This window comes from Enterobacter sp. C3_dUdeg, from assembly GCF_057536195.1.
In genome coordinates, this window is sequence record NZ_BAAKFX010000001.1 from 68,567 (window position 1) to 88,422 (window position 19,856).

16 protein-coding genes are annotated in these 19,856 nt (G+C 55.3%); 14 read left to right on the top strand and 2 right to left on the bottom strand.

Going from position 1 to position 19,856, the window contains the following annotated elements; all coding sequences use genetic code 11:
• Positions 1-46: 46 nt before the first annotated feature.
• Complete coding sequence (locus tag AC27FC_RS00345; protein WP_033146079.1) at positions 47-1,879, top strand: SLC13 family permease; 1,833 nt, start codon at positions 47-49, stop codon at positions 1,877-1,879.
• Between the two features lie 81 nt (positions 1,880-1,960).
• On the opposite strand, the gene yfbR is transcribed toward AC27FC_RS00345, so the two are convergent.
• On the bottom strand, positions 1,961-2,560 hold the full coding sequence (gene yfbR / locus AC27FC_RS00350; protein ID WP_023312539.1) for a 5'-deoxynucleotidase: 600 nt from the start codon (positions 2,558-2,560) through the stop codon (positions 1,961-1,963).
• 94 nt (positions 2,561-2,654) lie between these two features.
• Complete coding sequence (gene alaA, locus AC27FC_RS00355; RefSeq protein WP_008500204.1) at positions 2,655-3,869, bottom strand: alanine transaminase AlaA; 1,215 nt, start codon at positions 3,867-3,869, stop codon at positions 2,655-2,657.
• Positions 3,870-4,806: 937 nt separating this feature from the next.
• On the opposite strand from alaA, the gene lrhA reads away from it, so the two are divergent.
• From lrhA to nuoM, 13 genes are all read left to right on the top strand, one after another.
• Entirely contained in the window at positions 4,807-5,745 is a 939-nt protein-coding gene (gene lrhA, locus AC27FC_RS00360) for a transcriptional regulator LrhA (protein ID WP_029741933.1), read from the top strand.
• A 631-nt stretch (positions 5,746-6,376) separates the two neighbouring features.
• On the top strand, positions 6,377-6,817 hold the full coding sequence (gene nuoA / locus AC27FC_RS00365; RefSeq protein ID WP_014171000.1) for an NADH-quinone oxidoreductase subunit NuoA: 441 nt from the start codon (positions 6,377-6,379) through the stop codon (positions 6,815-6,817).
• A gap of 15 nt (positions 6,818-6,832) precedes the next feature.
• Complete coding sequence (nuoB, locus tag AC27FC_RS00370) at positions 6,833-7,507, top strand: NADH-quinone oxidoreductase subunit NuoB (RefSeq protein ID WP_003861482.1); 675 nt, start codon at positions 6,833-6,835, stop codon at positions 7,505-7,507.
• An 89-nt stretch (positions 7,508-7,596) separates the two neighbouring features.
• On the top strand, positions 7,597-9,399 hold the full coding sequence (nuoC, locus tag AC27FC_RS00375; protein WP_023312537.1) for an NADH-quinone oxidoreductase subunit C/D: 1,803 nt from the start codon (positions 7,597-7,599) through the stop codon (positions 9,397-9,399).
• 2 nt (positions 9,400-9,401) lie between these two features.
• Positions 9,402-9,902 carry an NADH-quinone oxidoreductase subunit NuoE gene (gene nuoE / locus AC27FC_RS00380; protein ID WP_006176513.1) on the top strand — a complete coding sequence of 167 codons (501 nt, stop codon included), beginning with the start codon at positions 9,402-9,404 and terminating at the stop codon, positions 9,900-9,902.
• The gene (gene nuoF / locus AC27FC_RS00385; RefSeq protein ID WP_023312536.1) at positions 9,899-11,236 is read left to right on the top strand and encodes an NADH-quinone oxidoreductase subunit NuoF; all 1,338 of its coding nucleotides are present in this window, start codon (positions 9,899-9,901) and stop codon (positions 11,234-11,236) included. The genes nuoE and nuoF overlap by 4 nt, the downstream gene beginning before the upstream one ends.
• Before the next feature lie 55 nt (positions 11,237-11,291).
• Positions 11,292-14,015, top strand: coding sequence for an NADH-quinone oxidoreductase subunit NuoG (gene nuoG, locus AC27FC_RS00390; protein WP_123282370.1), 2,724 nt, complete (start codon positions 11,292-11,294; stop codon positions 14,013-14,015).
• Positions 14,012-14,989 carry an NADH-quinone oxidoreductase subunit NuoH gene (gene nuoH / locus AC27FC_RS00395; protein ID WP_008500211.1) on the top strand — a complete coding sequence of 326 codons (978 nt, stop codon included), beginning with the start codon at positions 14,012-14,014 and terminating at the stop codon, positions 14,987-14,989. The genes nuoG and nuoH overlap by 4 nt, the downstream gene beginning before the upstream one ends.
• 13 nt (positions 14,990-15,002) lie before the next feature.
• Positions 15,003-15,545, top strand: a complete 543-nt coding sequence (gene nuoI, locus AC27FC_RS00400) for an NADH-quinone oxidoreductase subunit NuoI (RefSeq protein WP_003861491.1) — start codon at positions 15,003-15,005, stop codon at positions 15,543-15,545.
• Positions 15,546-15,555: 10 nt separating this feature from the next.
• Positions 15,556-16,110 (top strand): NADH-quinone oxidoreductase subunit J, encoded by a 555-nt coding sequence (gene nuoJ / locus AC27FC_RS00405; protein WP_023312534.1) that lies wholly within the window; start codon positions 15,556-15,558, stop codon positions 16,108-16,110.
• Positions 16,107-16,409, top strand: coding sequence for an NADH-quinone oxidoreductase subunit NuoK (gene nuoK, locus AC27FC_RS00410; RefSeq protein ID WP_003861496.1), 303 nt, complete (start codon positions 16,107-16,109; stop codon positions 16,407-16,409). Before nuoJ ends, nuoK begins: the two co-directional genes overlap by 4 nt.
• Positions 16,406-18,247 (top strand): NADH-quinone oxidoreductase subunit L, encoded by a 1,842-nt coding sequence (gene nuoL / locus AC27FC_RS00415; protein ID WP_014884634.1) that lies wholly within the window; start codon positions 16,406-16,408, stop codon positions 18,245-18,247. The genes nuoK and nuoL overlap by 4 nt, the downstream gene beginning before the upstream one ends.
• Before the next feature lie 76 nt (positions 18,248-18,323).
• Entirely contained in the window at positions 18,324-19,853 is a 1,530-nt protein-coding gene (gene nuoM / locus AC27FC_RS00420) for an NADH-quinone oxidoreductase subunit M (protein WP_023312532.1), read from the top strand.
• The last annotated feature ends 3 nt before the right edge of the window (positions 19,854-19,856 follow it).

Here is a 19,856-nt window from a genome sequence, read left to right on the forward strand (position 1 = left end):
CTTTTTTATGGCACAATTTCTCATCTCCCACTGACAAGGACATGTTGTGAACGGTGAACTGATTTGGGTCCTGAGCCTGCTTTTAATCGCCATCCTTCTTTTTGCAACGGGCAAGGTACGCATGGACGCCGTCGCCTTGTTTGTCATCGTCGCGTTTGTGCTGAGTGGAACGCTCACGCTACCGGAAGCGTTTTCCGGGTTTAGCGATCCCAACGTTATCCTGATTGCCGCCCTGTTTATTATTGGTGATGGGCTGGTGCGTACCGGCGTGGCGACCATCATGGGGTCGTGGCTGGTGAAGGTGGCGGGCAGCAGCGAAACCAAAATGCTGATCTACCTGATGGTGACCGTCGCCGGGCTGGGGGCGTTTATGAGCTCAACGGGCGTGGTCGCCATCTTTATCCCGGTGGTGCTGAGCGTCTCCATGCGGATGCAGATCTCGCCGTCGCGCCTGATGATGCCCCTGAGTTTTGCCGGTTTGATCAGCGGCATGATGACGCTGGTGGCAACGCCGCCGAACCTGGTCGTCAACAGCGAGCTTATCCGGGAAGGATTCCAGGGCTTCAGTTTTTTCAGCGTCACCCCGCTTGGGCTGGTCATTCTGGTGATGGGCGTGGTCTACATGCTGCTGACCCGGTTTGCCCTGAAAGGTGAAAAACAGGACAAAAATAAAGAAGGGTGGAAGCGACGCACCTTCCGCGATCTGATTAAGGAGTACCGCCTTACCGGGCGCGCGCGCCGTCTGGCTATTCGCCCCGGCTCGCCGATGGTGGGACAGCGTCTTGACGACCTGAAGCTGCGTGAGCGCTATGGCGCGAACGTGATCGGCGTTGAGCGCTGGCGTCGTTTTCGCCGGGTGATTGTCAACGTCAACGGGGTGTCGGAATTCCGCGCGCGGGATGTCCTGCTGATTGATATGTCCACCGCGGACGTGGATCTGCGCGAGTTTTGCAGCGAACAGCTGCTGGAACCGATGGTGCTGCGCGGGGAGTATTTTTCGGATCAGGCGCTGGATGTCGGCATGGCCGAAGTATCGCTGATCCCGGAATCGGAACTGCTGGGCAAAACCGTGCGGGAAATGGGGTTCCGAACCCGCTATGGCCTGAATGTCGTGGGGCTGAAGCGCGATGGCGTAGCGATGGAAGGGGCGGTGGTGGATGAGCCGATCCTGCTGGGCGATATCTTCCTCGTTGTCGGTAACTGGAAGCTGATTAGCCAGCTTGGGCAAAAAGGGCGCGATTTTGTGGTGCTCAACATGCCTGTCGAGGAGAGCGACGCGTCGCCTGCGCACAGCCAGGCGCCCCACGCGATTTTTTGTCTGGTGCTGATGGTGGCGCTGATGCTGACCGATGAAATTCCCAATCCGGTCGCGGCAATCATCGCCTGCCTGTTGATGGGCAAATTCCGCTGCATTGACGCCGAAAGCGCCTATAAAGCCATTCACTGGCCGAGCATTATCCTGATCGTCGGGATGATGCCCTTCGCCCTGGCGCTGCAAAAAACCGGCGGGGTGGATCTGATTGTTAAAGGCTTAATGGACGTTGGCGGCGGGTATGGGCCGTACATGATGCTGGTCTGTCTGTTCATTATGTGCGCCACCATCGGTCTGTTTATCTCCAATACCGCGACGGCGGTACTGATGGCGCCGATTGCGCTGGCGATGGCCAAATCCATGGGCGTGTCGCCGTATCCCTTTGCGATGATGGTCGCAATGGCGGCCTCCGCGGCATTTATGACGCCGGTCTCTTCACCGGTGAATACGCTGGTGCTGGGGCCCGGGAATTATAAGTTCAGTGATTTCGTGAAGCTGGGCGTGCCGTTCACCGTGCTGGTGATGGTGGTGTGCGTGGTATTGATACCGGTCCTGTTCCCGTTCTGATAATTTTGCCGGGCGGCGGCTGCGCCTTACCCGGCCTACTACCCGAAGGCCCTGCAAGCGCAGCGCCGCTGGGCAAACAGATTACAACGGTGAATCCTGGCTAATCTCATCCAGCGACAGATGGAAGCTCGGCACAAACACCTGCATAAAATAGTCCATCTCTTCGCTGCGGCGGGATTCCAGCGTTTTTTCCAGACGCGTTTTTGCCAGTAAAAATTCGTTATTCCCCGCAGACAGCTCTTCCAGACACTTCAGATAGGCGCAGAGCGCGTCGGCCTGCTTGACCAGCGACTTTTCATCTTCCGTGTACTGATGCTCATCGATGAGCGGCTCAAAAATGTCGCGCAACTCATCCGGCACCATGTCAATCAGCTTCTGCTGGGCAATTTTCTCGATGGCCTTATATTCCTGCGCAATTTGCGAGTTGAAATATTTCACCGGCGTGGGCAGGTCGCCGGTCAGCACTTCTGACGCATCGTGGTACATCGCCAGCAGGGCGATGCGCTCTGGATTAACCTGGCCGTTGAATTTGCGGTTTTTAATGGCGGCGAGCGCATGAGCAACCATGGCAACCTGCAGACTGTGCTCTGACACGTTCTCAGTGCGCACGTTGCGCATCAGCGGCCAGCGGTTGATGAGTTTCAGGCGGGAGAGGTGGGCGAAGAAATGACTCTGACTCATAGGTTACCTTTTGTCTTCACTGCGACAGGCGTTCATTGTGCGGGGAGGGGAGGAAAGATGCAAATCAGGCTACCGAAGTAGCCTGATTTTAAGATTACTGATGGTATCCGGAGAGGAAGCGCCCGAAGCGGCTGATGGCCATTTCGAGGTCATCTTCGCGCGGCAGCGTCACGATGCGCACGTGATCCGGCCACGGCCAGTTAAACGCCGTCCCCTGAACCAGCAGCACTTTTTCCTGAAGCAGGAAATCGAGCACCATTTTCTGGTCGTCGTGAATATTAAAGCGCTTCGCGTCAATTTTCGGGAACATATAGAGCGCGCCATTCGGCTTCACGCAGGAGACGCCTGGGATATCGTTGATCAGCTCCCACGCGCGGTTGCGCTGTTCGTACAGGCGACCACCGGGAACGATGAACTCGCTAATGCTCTGATAACCACCCAGCGCCGTCTGGATTGCGTGCTGCGCCGGCACGTTGGCGCATAAACGCATCGAGGCCAGCATCTCCAGCCCTTCGATATAGCCTTTGGCGTGCTTTTTCGGGCCGTTCAGTACCATCCAGCCCTGACGGAAACCGGCCACGCGGTAGGTTTTAGACAGGCCGTTAAAGGTGACGGTCAGCAGATCCGGTGCCAGCGCAGCGATTGAGTGGTGCTGTGCCGCGTCGTACAGGATCTTGTCGTAAATTTCGTCGGCAAAGATGATCAGGTTGTGCTGGCGGGCGAGCTCGACGATCTCCATCAGCAGCTCTTTTGAGTACACTGCACCCGTCGGGTTGTTCGGGTTAATGATCACGATGCCGCGCGTGCGGGGCGTGATTTTTGCGCGAATATCATCGAGGTCCGGGAACCAGTCGGAGGACTCGTCGCACAGATAGTGCACGGCTTTCCCGCTCGACAGTGATACGGCAGCCGTCCACAGCGGATAGTCCGGCGCGGGCACCAGCATTTCGTCCCCGCTGTTCAGCAGCGCCTGCATCGCCTGCACGATCAGTTCGGAAACGCCGTTGCCGATATAGATATCTTCAACGGTAACATCGCGCATACCGCGTGCCTGGTAGTGCTGCATGATGGCTTTACGTGCGGAGTAAAGTCCTTTTGAATCGCAATAGCCTTGTGCAGTTGGAAGGTTGCGGATCACATCAACCAGAATTTCATCCGGCGCTTCAAAACCAAATGGCGCAGGGTTACCAATGTTGAGTTTCAGAACCTTATTGCCTTCCTCTTCAAGGCGTTTTGCCTCTTTCAGAACCGGGCCGCGGATGTCATAACAGACGTTATCTAGCTTGCTGGATTTTTCGATAGGGGACATGAACCTTTAACCTTTTCGCTATTATTGCCGCTCCCTGCCGTGGAAGTCAGCACGGAATAATGTACTCCCCCCTCGCTTCGTTTTGAAGGGTGTGCAGTAGAAGATTTTGTGCCTGGAGCAAAATTTTGATAAATCTTTTTCGCTGTGCGTTAGCTTTTTTACTGTCTTAAAGTTGTGCGCATGGCACGATGATAGGTTAAATGTGCTATTCATTTGTCAGAATTCTGTATATTGTGCTGGTAAAAATAAGTGTTGAACCTGACAACGGTAGCAATCACCCTGCGTGACTTTTCGTAAAACCTGAATGCTTGATAAATGTTCCTGTAAAAGCATAATGTGGCTAAAAGTTACTCATGTGAAATTAATGTTAAGTGCCATTAATGAATGGTCTTAATCTAAATTAAAATTTATTTATTATTAACCTATAAAATGCAACTTTAGTTAATTTTAATAAAATTAGTTTAGAAGCTTAACATTCTTCTTTAATCCTCAATATTGCAATAAGACTTATAAATAAAGTGGATTTGGGTTAAGATGTCTTTCAGGAAAGCAGAGGACAGATGCAAAAATTTTGTATATCTGGCACTGACTTTTCGAATTAATTGATTGTTATTGTTGGAGTTATCTCTGGCTGGAATGTGTCGCACATCTCCTGCTACGTTGACAGCGCTGCGATAAAGATGGCAGAAAAGGTGTTATACCTTTAATGTAATTTACATAAACCTGCGAACATCTAAATATCCTGAACGTTTAAGAGAATAAAAATAACGTCATGAAACGTGCTTTCTGACTGTTGATATAAAGCAGCACAATAACTATCTGTCAGGCAGTCTGCCGGGCCGGGATGCGAGGGAAAACCTTCAGAGGGAATTGCTTAACTGTTACACACAGCTTCAACCCGGGCAGCTCCGCACGAGCAACCTGAAAGTGAATAGATATGATAAATGCAAATCGTCCGATAATGAATCTCGACCTCGATCTGCTGAGAACGTTTGTTGCGGTCGCCGATCTCAACACTTTTGCAGCAGCTGCTGCCGCCGTTTGCCGAACTCAGTCCGCCGTTAGCCAGCAAATGCAGCGGCTGGAGCAACTGGTTGGTAAAGAGCTTTTTGCACGTCACGGGCGTAATAAGCTCTTAACGGAACACGGTATTCAGCTACTGGGTTATGCCAGGAAAATTCTTCGCTTTAATGATGAAGCATGTATGTCATTAATGTTTAGCAACCTTCAAGGGGTGCTAACGTTAGGTGCATCTGATGAGTCAGCGGATACTATATTGCCGTTTCTTCTCAACCGTATTAGTTCGGTTTATCCGAAGCTTGCGCTGGACGTTAGCGTAAAACGTAATGCCTTTATGGTTGAGATGTTAAATGAGCACAAAGTCGACCTTGTGGTGACGACGCATCGTCCCGGGCAGTTTGATTGCCTGACGCTGCGCACATCACCTACACACTGGTATTGCGCAGCCGAGTACGTGCTGCAAAAAGGGGAGCCGGTTCCGCTGGTCTTGCTGGATGACCCGAGCCCGTTCCGCGATATGGTGCTCACGGCGCTGAATGAGGCCAACATTCCGTGGCGTCTGGCGTATGTGGCTTCCACGCTGCCAGCGGTTCGTGCCGCCGTGAAGGCCGGTCTGGGCGTAACGGCCCGTCCGGTAGAGATGATGAGCCCCGATCTGCGCGTTCTGGGGAAATCCGACGGTCTTCCTGCGCTGCCGGATACGGAGTATCTGCTCTGCCACAATTCGTCCAGCCATAACGAGTTGGCCAAAGTGGTGTTCGAGGCGATGGAAAACTACCATAACCCGTGGCAATTCGAGCGCGTTACCTCCGAAGGGGGGGATGACTCCCTGATCGTCGAAGGGGATTTTGAGTGATCGATAGCTCAATATTCTGGTAACAAAATGTAAGTGTAAAAAACAGCCACTCGTGTGATTTTCACATGCAGTGGCTTTTTTTACGCAATAATACCCGCTTATGGCGCAAGGGTTTTTAGGATACTCTCTTATTTATCAATAAGCTGAATACTTTTGCTTAAAACTTGTCCGTTTTCCGTTCTAACTTCGCCCATATCCCTCTCATGTTAAAAAAACAGGAAATATGTTGCCGTTTTCCATGTTGAATTAACAAAAGCGTGTCGCAGATCAAGAAAATACTCCTATTTGGGGGGAGGAATCGTTGGCAAATCCTGTCAAAATAGGAGGGTTATTTTTTTTACTTCCGAAACGGACACGATTCAACAACATACATTTGACGGAAAGTCATGCACCCACCAGGGTTAAAGGGCACCAAATGTTAATGAGAATCGCTCGATGTAATTTAATGTGAAGAAACCTTTGTTAAAGTTGACAATAGGTTATAGAAAGGAGTAAAAAACCCCATCATTTTGCTGTCTACGTCTCATTTCTGACAGTTAGTGTAAGGTTATTTGTTCCTCCCCATGAATCGATGTGATGCCCATCTGCCAGCAAGAGCAGTGTCGTTGGTATCACTTTTGATGAGTAAGCAATGAGTATGTCAACATCCACAGAAGTCATCGCTCATCACTGGGCATTCGCAATCTTTCTTATTGTAGCCATTGGCCTGTGCTGCCTGATGTTAGTCGGCGGCTGGTTCCTGGGCGGTCGCGCCCGTGCAAGGCACAAAAACACACCTTTCGAATCAGGTATTGATTCAGTAGGTTCCGCTCGCTTACGCCTGTCTGCCAAGTTCTATCTGGTAGCCATGTTCTTCGTCATCTTCGACGTGGAAGCGCTTTACCTTTTCGCATGGTCAACGTCCATCCGCGAAAGTGGTTGGGTGGGCTTTGTCGAGGCCGCAATTTTCATTTTAGTGCTACTGGCCGGTCTGGTTTATCTGGTGCGTATTGGCGCGCTTGACTGGACGCCTGCGCGTTCACGTCGTGAACACATCAACCCGGAAAACAGTATCTCTAATCGTCAGCAGTAACAGCGAGGCAATAAGATGGATTATACGCTCACCCGCATAGATCCTAACGGTGAGAATGACCGTTACCCCCTGCAAAAACAGGAGATCGTAACCGACCCCCTGGAGCAAGAAGTCAATAAAAGCGTGTACATGGGCAAGCTCGAACATGCCATGCACGATATGGTCAACTGGGGTCGTAAGAACTCCATCTGGCCTTACAACTTTGGTCTTTCTTGCTGCTACGTTGAAATGGTGACGTCATTCACTGCGGTGCATGACGTTGCGCGTTTTGGGGCCGAGGTACTCCGTGCTTCCCCGCGTCAGGCTGACCTGATGGTGGTTGCCGGTACGTGCTTTACCAAGATGGCACCTGTTATTCAGCGTCTGTATGACCAGATGCTGGAGCCAAAATGGGTTATCTCCATGGGCGCATGTGCAAACTCTGGCGGTATGTACGACATTTATTCCGTCGTGCAGGGCGTAGATAAATTTATCCCAGTGGATGTGTACATCCCGGGTTGTCCGCCACGTCCGGAAGCCTACATGCAGGCGCTGATGCTGCTGCAGGAATCTATTGGTAAAGAACGTCGCCCACTGTCGTGGGTTGTTGGCGATCAGGGTGTGTATCGCGCGAACATGCAGTCTGAGCGCGAGCGTAAACGTGGTGAACGTATTGCCGTCACCAATCTGCGTACGCCTGACGAAATTTAATTTGCGCCTGTAGGCCTGGAGAACACCTTCGCATATCACTACTCAAATAGCGCGAAGCCAGGCTCAACAGTCACCACGGACCATTTGCAATGGTGAACAATATGACCGACTTAACCGCGCAAGAAGCCGCCTGGCAGACCCGGGATCATCTGGATGACCCAGTCATTGGCGAACTGCGCAACCGTTTTGGGCCGGATGCCTTTACTGTTCAGGCTACCCGCACCGGGGTACCCGTTGTTTGGGTGAAGCGTGAGCAATTGCTGGAAGTTGTCGATTTCCTCAAGAAATTGCCAAAACCGTACGTCATGCTGTTTGACTTACACGGCATGGATGAACGTCTGCGTACCCACCGCCAGGGTCTCCCTGCTGCGGATTTTTCCGTTTTCTACCACCTGATCTCAATAGACCGTAATACGGATATCATGCTCAAGGTGGCATTGTCTGAAAACGACATGCATCTGCCGACGATCACCAAACTTTTCCCGAACGCGAACTGGTATGAGCGTGAAACCTGGGAAATGTTCGGCATGACCTTCGACGGCCACCCGCATCTGACGCGCATCATGATGCCGCAGACCTGGACCGGCCACCCGCTGCGTAAAGACTACCCTGCGCGTGCAACCGAATTCGACCCGTTTGAGCTGACCAAAGCCAAACAGGATCTGGAGATGGAAGCGCTGACCTTCAAACCGGAAGACTGGGGCATGAAGCGCGGTACCGACAACGAGGACTTCATGTTCCTCAACCTCGGTCCAAACCACCCGTCTGCGCACGGTGCATTCCGTATTATCCTTCAGCTTGATGGCGAAGAGATTGTCGACTGCGTTCCGGACATCGGCTACCACCACCGTGGTGCTGAGAAGATGGGCGAGCGTCAGTCCTGGCACAGCTACATTCCTTATACCGACCGTATCGAGTACCTCGGCGGCTGCGTCAACGAAATGCCATACGTGCTGGCCGTTGAGAAACTAGCGGGTATCGTTACGCCGGATCGCGTTAACGTGATTCGCGTTATGCTGTCAGAACTGTTCCGTATCAACAGCCACCTGCTGTACATCTCCACGTTCATTCAGGACGTCGGCGCGATGACTCCGGTCTTCTTCGCCTTTACCGACCGTCAGAAAATCTACGATCTGGTGGAAGCGATTACCGGTTTCCGTATGCACCCGGCCTGGTTCCGTATCGGCGGCGTGGCACACGATCTGCCGCGCGGCTGGGACCGTCTGCTGCGTGAATTCCTCGACTGGATGCCAAAACGTCTGGCGTCTTATGAGAAAGCCGCGCTGCGTAACACCATCCTGAAAGGCCGTTCCCAGGGCGTTGCTGCCTACGGCGCGAAAGAAGCGCTGGAGTGGGGTACGACAGGTGCAGGTCTGCGTGCGACCGGTATTGATTTCGACGTGCGTAAAGCCCGTCCTTACTCTGGCTACGAGAACTTCGACTTTGAAGTCCCGGTGGGCGGCGGTGTTTCCGACTGCTACACCCGCGTGATGCTGAAAGTGGAAGAGCTGCGCCAGAGTCTGCGCATCCTTGAGCAGTGCCTCAACAACATGCCGGAAGGCCCGTTCAAGGCGGATCACCCGCTGACGACGCCGCCACCGAAAGAGCGCACGCTGCAGCATATCGAAACCCTGATCACCCACTTCCTGCAGGTTTCCTGGGGTCCGGTCATGCCGGCGCAAGAATCCTTCCAGATGATTGAAGCGACCAAGGGTATTAACAGTTACTACCTGACCAGTGACGGCAGCACCATGAGCTACCGTACCCGCGTGCGTACGCCGAGCTTTGCGCACCTGCAGCAGATCCCGTCCGCCATCCGCGGCAGTCTGGTCTCCGACCTGATTGTGTATCTGGGTAGTATCGATTTTGTTATGTCAGATGTGGACCGCTAATTATGCACGAGAATCAACAACCACAAACCGAGGCTTTTGAGCTGAGTGAAGCAGAACGTGCCGCGATTGAGCACGAGATGCACCACTACGAAGACCCGCGTGCGGCGTCCATTGAAGCGCTGAAAATCGTACAGAAACAGCGTGGTTGGGTGCCGGATGGGGCGATCTATGAGATCGCGAAAGTGCTGGGTATTCCGGCAAGTGACGTAGAAGGCGTAGCCACGTTCTACAGCCAGATCTTCCGTCAGCCGGTTGGCCGCCATGTGATCCGCTACTGTGACAGCGTTGTCTGCCACATCACCGGTTATCAGGGCATTCAGGCTGCGATTGAGAAGAAGCTCAATATCAAGCCGGGCCAGACCACGTTCGATGGACGCTTTACCCTGCTGCCAACCTGCTGCCTGGGTAACTGCGACAAGGGGCCGACCATGATGATTGATGAGGACACTCACAGCCATCTGACGCCGGAAGCGATTCCTGACCTGCTGGAGCAGTACAAATGAAAACTGTAATTCGTACTGCTGAGACGCATCCGCTGACCTGGCGTCTGCGCGATGACAAACAGCCGGTATGGCTCGACGAATACCAGAGCAAAAACGGCTATGCCGGCGCGCGTAAAGCCCTTGGCGGCATGGCACCGGACGACATCGTTAATGCGGTGAAAGACTCCGGCCTGAAAGGGCGCGGCGGTGCGGGCTTCTCCACCGGTCTGAAGTGGAGCCTGATGCCGAAAGACGAATCCATGAACATCCGTTACCTGCTGTGTAACGCCGATGAAATGGAGCCGGGCACCTATAAAGACCGCCTGCTGATGGAACAGCTGCCGCACCTGCTGGTGGAAGGCATGCTGATCTCCGCGTTCGCGCTGAAAGCGTACCGTGGCTACATCTTCCTGCGCGGTGAGTACATCGAAGCAGCGGAAAACCTGCGTCGCGCGATTGCCGAAGCCACCGAAGCCGGCCTGCTGGGTAAAAACATCCTGGGTACCGGGTTTGACTTTGAGCTGTTCGTGCACACCGGTGCAGGGCGTTATATCTGCGGTGAAGAAACCGCGCTGATTAACTCCCTGGAGGGCCGCCGCGCGAACCCGCGTTCCAAGCCACCGTTCCCGGCAAGTTCCGGCGTATGGGGTAAACCGACCTGCGTAAACAACGTTGAAACCCTGTGTAACGTTCCGGCTATCCTCGCCAACGGCGTGGAGTGGTATCAGGGCATCTCCTCAAGCAAAGATGCCGGTACCAAGCTGATGGGCTTCTCTGGTCGCGTTAAAAATCCTGGCGTCTGGGAACTGCCGTTCGGTACCACCGCACGTGAAATTCTTGAAGACTACGCTGGCGGCATGCGCGATGGCCTGAAATTCAAAGCCTGGCAGCCGGGTGGGGCAGGGACAGACTTCCTGACCGAAGCCCATCTTGACCTGCCAATGGAATTCGAAAGCATTGGTAAAGCAGGCAGCCGTCTGGGTACGGCTCTGGCGATGGCCGTCGACCACGAGATCGGCATGGTCTCGCTGGTGCGTAACCTGGAAGAGTTCTTCGCCCGCGAGTCCTGCGGCTGGTGTACACCGTGCCGTGATGGTCTGCCGTGGAGCGTGAAGATCCTGCGTGCAATCGAACGTGGCGAAGGCCAGCCTGGGGATATTGAGACGCTTGAGCAACTGTGTCGATTCTTAGGCCCGGGTAAAACCTTCTGTGCCCACGCACCGGGTGCCGTCGAACCTCTGCAGAGCGCGATCAAATATTTCCGCGACGAGTTCGAAGCAGGCATCAAGCAGCCGTTCAGCAATACCCATGCCATCAATGGGATTCAGCCGAACCTGCTTAAAGCGCGCTGGTAACGACAAGAATTTTGATTAACGCTCGGTTTCGACCGAGCCAACTGGAAGCATGCTAATGGCTACGATTCATGTAGACGGCAAAGAATACGAAGTCAACGGGGCGGACAACCTGCTGGAAGCTTGTCTGTCTCTTGGCCTCGATATTCCGTACTTTTGCTGGCATCCGGCGCTGGGCAGCGTCGGTGCTTGCCGCCAGTGTGCGGTGAAGCAATATCAAAACGCGGAAGACACGCGTGGTCGCCTGGTGATGTCCTGTATGACGCCAGCCACCGAAGGCACTTTTATTTCGATTGATGACGAAGAAGCTAAACAGTTCCGCGAAAGCGTTGTGGAATGGTTGATGACCAACCACCCGCACGACTGTCCGGTCTGTGAAGAGGGCGGTAACTGCCACCTTCAGGATATGACCGTGATGACCGGCCACAGCTTCCGTCGCTATCGCTTTACCAAGCGTACCCACCGTAATCAGGACCTGGGGCCGTTCATCTCTCACGAAATGAACCGCTGCATCGCCTGCTACCGCTGCGTGCGTTACTACAAAGATTACGCAGACGGTCAGGATCTGGGCGTGTATGGCGCGCACGATAACGTCTACTTCGGTCGTCCGGAAGACGGCGTGCTGGAAAGCGAATTCTCCGGTAACCTGGTAGAAATCTGCCCGACAGGCGTATTCACCGATAAAACCCACTCCGAGCGTTACAACCGTAAATGGGACATGCAGTTTGCGCCAAGCATCTGCCAGCAGTGTTCCCTCGGCTGTAACACCAGCCCGGGTGAGCGTTACGGCGAGCTGCGTCGTATCGAAAACCGTTACAACGGTACCGTTAACCACTACTTCCTCTGCGACCGCGGTCGTTTCGGCTATGGCTATGTGAACCTGAAGGACCGTCCGCGTCAGCCGGTTCAGCGCCGTGGCGACGACTTCATTACCCTGAACGCTGAGCAGGCGATGCAGGGCGCGGCAGATATTCTGCGCCAGTCGAAGAAAGTGATCGGTATCGGCTCCCCGCGTGCCAGCATCGAAAGCAACTTTGCGCTGCGCGAGCTGGTTGGAGCGGAAAACTTCTATACCGGTATCGCTCAGGGCGAGCAGGAACGTCTGCAGCTGGTACTGAAAGTGCTGCGTGAAGGCGGTATTCATACCCCTGCGCTGCGCGAAATCGAATCTTATGATGCGGTCCTGGTGCTGGGTGAAGACCTGACGCAGACGGGCGCACGCGCGGCTCTGGCGGTTCGTCAGGCGGTGAAGGGGAAAGCACGTGAAATGGCAGCGGCGCAGAAAGTGGCTGACTGGCAGATTGCGGCGATCCTGAACATCGGCCAGCGCGCGAAGCATCCTCTGTTTGTGACCAACGTCGACAACACCCGTCTGGACGATATCGCCGCGTGGACCTACTGCGCGCCGGTTGAAGATCAGGCGCGCCTCGGCTTTGCCATTGCCCACGCGCTGGACAGCAGCTCGCCGGCCGTTGAACTGGATCGCGACCTGCAGAACAAGGTCGACGTGATTGTTCAGGCCCTGGCGGGTGCGAAAAAACCGCTGATTATTTCCGGTACCAACGCCGGCAGCGCGGAGATCATTCAGGCGGCAGCCAACGTTGCCAAAGCCCTGAAAGGCCGCGGTGCTGATGTCGGTGTGACCATGATTGCCCGTGCGGTGAACAGCATTGGTCTGGGCATGATCGGCGGCGGCTCGCTGGAAGCAGCGTTAAGCGAACTGGAGTCCGGTGCCGCTGACGCCGTTGTAGTGCTGGAAAACGATCTGCATCGCCACGCCTCTGCCGCTCGCGTTGACGCCGCGCTCTCCAAAGCGCCGCTGGTAATGGTCATTGACCATCAGCGCACCGCGATCATGGACAAAGCGCACCTGGTGCTCTCTGCGGCAAGCTTCGCAGAAAGCGACGGTACCGTTATCAACAACGAAGGTCGCGCCCAGCGTTTCTTCCAGGTTTACGATCCGGCGTACTACGACAGCAACACCGTGATGCTGGAAAGCTGGCGCTGGCTGCACTCCCTGCACAGCACCGTGCAGAGCCGTGAAGTGGACTGGACGCAGCTCGACCACGTTATCGACGCGGTAGTGGAAAAACTGCCTCAGCTGGCAGGCATTAAAGATGCCGCACCTGAAGCAAGCTTCCGCATTCGCGGCCAGAAACTGGCGCGTGAACCGCACCGTTACAGCGGCCGTACCGCGATGCGCGCCAATATCAGCGTGCACGAACCGCGCCAGCCGCAGGATAAAGACACCATGTTCGCCTTCTCTATGGAAGGGAACAACCAGCCGTCTGCGCCGCGTTCGCAAATCCCATTCGCATGGGCGCCGGGCTGGAACTCCCCGCAGGCATGGAACAAGTTCCAGGCTGAAGTGGGTGGCTCCCTGCGTCACGGCGATCCGGGCGTGCGTCTGATTGAAGCCTCCGAAACCGGTCTGGACTTCTTCACCGCCGTACCGGCGAGCTTCCAGGCGCAGGATGGCAGCTGGCGTATCGCGCCGTACTACCATCTGTTCGGTAGCGACGAGCTGTCTCAGCGTTCGCCTGTCTTCCAGACCCGTATGCCGCAGCCTTACATCAAGCTCAACCCGGCGGATGCCGCGAAGCTTGGCGTAAACGCGGGCGCGAACATCGCCTTTAGCTATGACGGCCAGACAATCAGCCTGCCGCTGATTATCTCCGAAGGTCTGACAGCAGGGCAGGTGGGTCTGCCGATGGGTATGCCTGGCATCGCGCCGGTTCTGGCGGGTGCGCGTCTTGATAATCTGCAGGAGGCAAAAGCATGAGTTGGTTAACGCCGGATCTTATCGACATCCTGCTGAGCATTCTGAAAGCGATCGTTATCCTGCTGGTGGTGGTCACCTGCGGCGCGTTCATGAGCTTTGGTGAACGTCGTCTGCTCGGTCTGTTCCAGAACCGTTACGGACCGAACCGCGTGGGCTGGGGTGGTTCACTCCAGCTGGTCGCGGACATGATCAAGATGTTCTTTAAAGAGGACTGGATCCCACGCTTCTCTGACCGCGTGATCTTTACTCTGGCACCGATGATCGCCTTCACCTCGCTGCTGCTGGCGTTTGCTATCGTTCCGGTCAGCCCGACCTGGGTGGTCGCTGACCTGAACATCGGCATTCTGTTCTTCCTGATGATGGCAGGCCTCGCGGTGTACGCGGTGCTGTTCGCAGGCTGGTCCAGTAACAACAAATACTCGCTGCTGGGTGCGATGCGTGCTTCCGCGCAGACGCTGAGCTACGAAGTGTTCCTGGGGCTCTCCCTGATGGGCGTGGTGGCGCAGGCCGGTTCATTCAACATGACCGACATCGTCAATAACCAGGCCGACATCTGGAACGTTATCCCGCAGTTCTTTGGGTTTATTACCTTTGCTATCGCGGGCGTGGCGGTGTGTCACCGTCACCCGTTTGACCAGCCAGAAGCCGAACAGGAACTGGCCGACGGTTACCACATCGAATATTCCGGTATGAAATTCGGTCTGTTCTTCGTGGGCGAGTACATCGGTATCGTCACCATTTCCGCGTTGATGGTAACGCTGTTCTTCGGTGGCTGGCATGGCCCGTTCTTACCGCCGTTCATCTGGTTCGCGCTGAAAACCGCGTTCTTCATGATGATGTTCATTTTGATTCGCGCAGCGTTACCGCGTCCGCGTTATGACCAGGTAATGTCCTTCGGCTGGAAAGTGTGCCTGCCGCTGACGCTCGTCAACTTGTTGGTAACGGCGGCTGTCATTCTCTGGCAGCAGCCATAAGGGGCTATAGACCATGACCTTAAAAGAATTACTGGTAGGCTTTGGTACCCAGGTACGCAGTATCTGGATGATCGGCCTGCACGCGTTTGCCAAACGCGAAACCCGGATGTACCCGGAAGAGCCGGTATATCTGCCGCCGCGCTACCGTGGCCGTATCGTGCTGACGCGCGACCCGGACGGTTCCGAGCGCTGCGTTGCCTGTAACCTGTGTGCGGTAGCGTGTCCGGTAGGCTGTATCTCTCTGCAGAAAGCAGAGACGGTAGACGGCCGCTGGTACCCTGAGTTCTTCCGCATTAACTTCTCACGCTGCATCTTCTGCGGTCTGTGTGAAGAAGCGTGCCCAACCACGGCGATTCAGCTGACTCCAGACTTCGAGCTGGGTGAGTACAAGCGTCAGGACCTGGTGTACGAGAAAGAGGATCTGCTGATTTCCGGTCCGGGCAAATACCCGGAATATAACTTCTACCGGATGGCGGGTATGGCAATCGACGGCAAAGATAAGGGCGAAGCAGAGAACGAAGCTAAGCCTATCGACGTCAAGAGCCTGTTACCGTAAGGAGAGGGCAATGGAATTCGCTTTTTATATCTGTGGCCTTATCGCCATCCTGGCTACGCTGCGAGTGATTACGCACACCAATCCGGTGCATGCGCTGCTGTACTTAATCATCTCGCTGCTGGCCATTTCCGGGGTCTTCTTCGCACTGGGCGCGCATTTCGCCGGTGCGCTGGAAATCATTGTCTACGCCGGGGCCATCATGGTGCTGTTCGTGTTCGTGGTGATGATGCTGAACCTGGGCGGCTCTGAAATTGAGCAGGAACGTCAGTGGTTAAAACCGCAGGTGTGGATTGGCCCGGCAATTTTGTCGGCCATCATGCTGGCGGTGATTGTTTACGCCATTCTGGGCGTCAACGATCAGGGCATCGACGGCACGCCGATTGGCGCTAAAGAGGTCGGTATTACCCTCTTTGGCCCATACGTTCTGGCGGTTGAACTGGCCTCAATGCTGCTGCTGGCAGGTCTGGTTGTTGCTTTCCACGTTGGCCGCGAAGAGCGTGCTGGCGAGGTGCTGAGCAACCGCACTGACGACCGCGCGAAAAGAAAAACGGAGGAGCGCGCATGATCCCCTTAACACATGGACTGATCCTCGCTGCGATTTTATTCGTTCTGGGTCTGACCGGTCTGGTTATCCGCCGCAATCTGCTGTTTATGCTGATCGGTCTGGAAATCATGATTAACGCCTCCGCGCTGGCCTTCGTGGTCGCCGGAAGCTACTGGGGCCAGACCGATGGTCAGGTGATGTACATTCTCGCCATCAGCCTCGCGGCTGCCGAAGCGAGTATTGGCCTGGCGCTGTTGCTGCAGCTCCATCGTCGCCGCCAGAACCTGAACATCGATTCAGTAAGTGAGTTGCGTGGATGAACATGCTTGCCTTAACCATTATTTTTCCGCTGATTGGCTTCGTGCTGCTGGCGTTTTCTCGCGGCCGCTGGTCTGAGAATCTGTCTGCGACCGTGGGCATTGGCTCCATCGGTCTGGCTGCGCTGGTGACGGCGTATGCGGGTATCGACTTCTTTAACAACGGGCGTCAGCCTTTCAGCGTGCCGCTGTGGACCTGGATGTCGGTCGGTGATTTCAATATCGGCTTCAACCTGGTGCTGGACGGCCTCTCGCTGACCATGCTCTCCGTGGTCACCGGCGTGGGCTTCCTGATCCACATGTTCGCCTCCTGGTATATGCGCGGTGAAGAGGGTTACTCCCGCTTCTTCGCCTACACCAACCTGTTTATCGCCAGCATGGTTGTTCTGGTGCTGGCCGATAACCTGCTGCTGATGTATCTGGGCTGGGAAGGCGTAGGTCTGTGTTCTTACCTGCTGATCGGTTTCTACTACACCGATCCGAAGAATGGCGCAGCGGCCATGAAAGCGTTCGTCGTGACCCGCGTGGGTGACGTCTTCCTCGCTTTCGCGCTGTTCATTCTTTACAACGAACTGGGCACGCTGAACTTCCGCGAAATGGTGGAACTGGCGCCGGCGCACTTCGCTGCAGGCAACAACATGCTGTGGTGGGCTACGCTGATGCTGCTGGGTGGTGCCGTGGGTAAATCCGCGCAGCTGCCGTTGCAGACCTGGCTGGCCGACGCGATGGCGGGTCCAACCCCTGTCTCCGCGCTGATCCACGCCGCGACCATGGTAACCGCCGGTGTCTACCTGATTGCGCGTACCCATGGCCTGTTCCTGATGACCCCGGAAATTCTGCATCTGGTGGGTATCGTCGGTGCGGTCACGCTGGTGCTGGCAGGCTTTGCCGCGCTGGTGCAGACCGACATCAAGCGTGTTCTCGCGTATTCCACCATGAGCCAGATTGGTTACATGTTCCTGGCGCTGGGCGTTCAGGCGTGGGACGCAGCCATTTTCCACCTGATGACGCACGCGTTCTTTAAAGCGCTGCTGTTCCTCTCATCCGGTTCCGTGATCCTGGCCTGCCATCACGAGCAGAACATCTTCAAGATGGGCGGACTGCGTAAGTCCATTCCGCTGGTGTATGTCTGCTTCCTGGTGGGCGGCGCGGCGCTGGCGGCACTGCCGCTGATCACCGCGGGCTTCTTCAGTAAGGACGAAATCCTTGCGGGTGCCATGGCGAATGGTCATATCAATCTGATGGTTGCGGGTCTGGTCGGTGCGTTCATGACCTCCCTGTATACCTTCCGTATGATTTTCATCGTATTCCACGGTAAAGAACAAATTCACGCTCACGCAGGGAAGGGGATCACCCACCACCTGCCGCTGATTGTGCTGCTGGTACTGTCCACCTTCGTTGGCGCGATGATTGTGCCACCGCTGCAGGGCGTACTGCCAGACACCACCGAGCTTGAGCACGGTCGCGTTCTGACGCTTGAAATCACCTCCGGTGTGGTCGCTATCGCGGGCATCCTGATCGCTGCATGGCTGTGGCTGGGCAAACGTACGCTGGTGACTGCCGTTGCCAACAGTGCGCCGGGCCGTCTGCTGGGCACCTGGTGGTACAACGCGTGGGGCTTCGACTGGCTGTACGACATGATCTTCGTTAAGCCGTTCCTGGGCATTGCGTGGCTGCTGAAGCGCGACCCACTGAACAGCCTGATGAATATCCCGGCGATCCTTTCCCGCTTTGCAGGTAAAGGCCTGCTGTACAGCGAGAACGGTTACCTGCGCTGGTATGTGGCGTCCATGAGCATCGGTGCGGTTGTCGTGCTGGCGCTGCTGATGGTGTTGCGTTGATCGTTAAGTGAATTTTATTCGAATTCGTTGAAAATCAGGCCCCTGCTGGGGGCCTTAAAAAGGAATGTAAATCGCCATGTTACTACCCTGGCTAATATTAATTCCCTTCATCGGCGGCTTCCTGTGCTGGCAGACTGAACGCTTTGGCGTGAAGATGCCGCGCTGGATCGCGCTGATCACCATGGGATTGACGCTCGCGCTTGGCCTGCAACTGTGGTTGCAGGGCGGTTACTCACTGACCCAGTCTGCGGGCATTCCGCAGTGGCAGTCTGAGTTCATCCTGCCGTGGATCCCACGTTTCGGCATTACGATCCACCTGGCGATTGACGGTCTGTCTCTCCTGATGGTGGTGCTGACCGGTCTGCTCGGCGTTCTGGCGGTACTTTGCTCCTGGCGAGAAATCGAAAAATACCAGGGCTTCTTCCACCTGAACCTGATGTGGATCCTGGGCGGCGTAATCGGCGTGTTCCTTGCCATCGACATGTTCCTGTTCTTCTTCTTCTGGGAGATGATGCTGGTGCCGATGTACTTCCTGATCGCACTATGGGGCCACAAGGCGTCCGACGGTAAAACGCGTATCACGGCGGCAACCAAGTTCTTCATCTATACCCAGGCGAGTGGTCTGGTGATGTTGATTGCCATTCTGGCGCTGGTGTTTGTTCACCACAACGCGACCGGCACCTGGACCTTCAACTACGAAGACCTGCTGAAGACCCCAATGTCGCACGGCGTGGAATATCTGCTGATGCTGGGCTTCTTCATCGCGTTCGCAGTGAAAATGCCGGTCGTTCCGCTGCACGGCTGGCTGCCAGACGCGCACTCTCAGGCACCAACGGCGGGTTCCGTCGACCTGGCGGGCATCTTGCTGAAAACGGCGGCCTACGGTCTGCTGCGTTTCGCTCTGCCACTGTTCCCGAACGCCTCCGCAGAGTTCGCACCGATTGCCATGTGGCTGGGTGTGATCGGTATCTTCTACGGTGCCTGGATGGCCTTCACGCAGTACGACATCAAGCGTCTGATTGCCTACACCTCCGTTTCCCACATGGGCTTCGTGCTGATTGCTATCTACACCGGCAGCCAGCTGGCGTACCAGGGCGCGGTGATCCAGATGATTGCGCACGGTCTGTCTGCAGCCGGCCTCTTCATCCTGTGCGGTCAGCTGTACGAACGTCTGCATACCCGCGATATGCGTATGATGGGCGGTCTGTGGAGCAAAATTAAGTGGCTGCCAGCGCTGTCCATGTTCTTCGCGGTGGCTACCCTGGGGATGCCGGGTACCGGTAACTTCGTCGGCGAATTTATGATTCTGTTCGGCAGCTTCAAAGTGGTACCGGTGATTACCGTGATCTCCACGTTTGGTCTGGTGTTCGCTTCCGTATACTCGCTGGCGATGCTGCACCGCGCTTACTTCGGTAAAGCGAAGAGCGAAATTGCTGCACAAGAACTGCCGGGGATGTCGCTGCGTGAGCTGTTCATCATCCTGCTGCTGGTCGTACTGCTGGTGCTGCTGGGCTTCTTCCCGCAGCCGATTCTGGATACCTCGCATAGCGCGATGGGTAACATCCAGCAGTGGTTTGTTAATTCTGCTTCTACTACAAGGCCGTAATTC

Coding starts and splice junctions, on each gene's coding strand:
- yfbR (WP_023312539.1), bottom strand. CDS start 2,560: ATGAGTCAGAGTCATTTCTTCGCCCACCTCTCCCGCCTGAAACTCATC.
- alaA (WP_008500204.1), bottom strand. CDS start 3,869: ATGTCCCCTATCGAAAAATCCAGCAAGCTAGATAACGTCTGTTATGAC.
- lrhA (WP_029741933.1), top strand. CDS start 4,807: ATGATAAATGCAAATCGTCCGATAATGAATCTCGACCTCGATCTGCTG.
- nuoA (WP_014171000.1), top strand. CDS start 6,377: ATGAGTATGTCAACATCCACAGAAGTCATCGCTCATCACTGGGCATTC.
- nuoB (WP_003861482.1), top strand. CDS start 6,833: ATGGATTATACGCTCACCCGCATAGATCCTAACGGTGAGAATGACCGT.
- nuoC (WP_023312537.1), top strand. CDS start 7,597: ATGGTGAACAATATGACCGACTTAACCGCGCAAGAAGCCGCCTGGCAG.
- nuoE (WP_006176513.1), top strand. CDS start 9,402: ATGCACGAGAATCAACAACCACAAACCGAGGCTTTTGAGCTGAGTGAA.
- nuoF (WP_023312536.1), top strand. CDS start 9,899: ATGAAAACTGTAATTCGTACTGCTGAGACGCATCCGCTGACCTGGCGT.
- nuoG (WP_123282370.1), top strand. CDS start 11,292: ATGGCTACGATTCATGTAGACGGCAAAGAATACGAAGTCAACGGGGCG.
- nuoH (WP_008500211.1), top strand. CDS start 14,012: ATGAGTTGGTTAACGCCGGATCTTATCGACATCCTGCTGAGCATTCTG.
- nuoI (WP_003861491.1), top strand. CDS start 15,003: ATGACCTTAAAAGAATTACTGGTAGGCTTTGGTACCCAGGTACGCAGT.
- nuoJ (WP_023312534.1), top strand. CDS start 15,556: ATGGAATTCGCTTTTTATATCTGTGGCCTTATCGCCATCCTGGCTACG.
- nuoK (WP_003861496.1), top strand. CDS start 16,107: ATGATCCCCTTAACACATGGACTGATCCTCGCTGCGATTTTATTCGTT.
- nuoL (WP_014884634.1), top strand. CDS start 16,406: ATGAACATGCTTGCCTTAACCATTATTTTTCCGCTGATTGGCTTCGTG.
- nuoM (WP_023312532.1), top strand. CDS start 18,324: ATGTTACTACCCTGGCTAATATTAATTCCCTTCATCGGCGGCTTCCTG.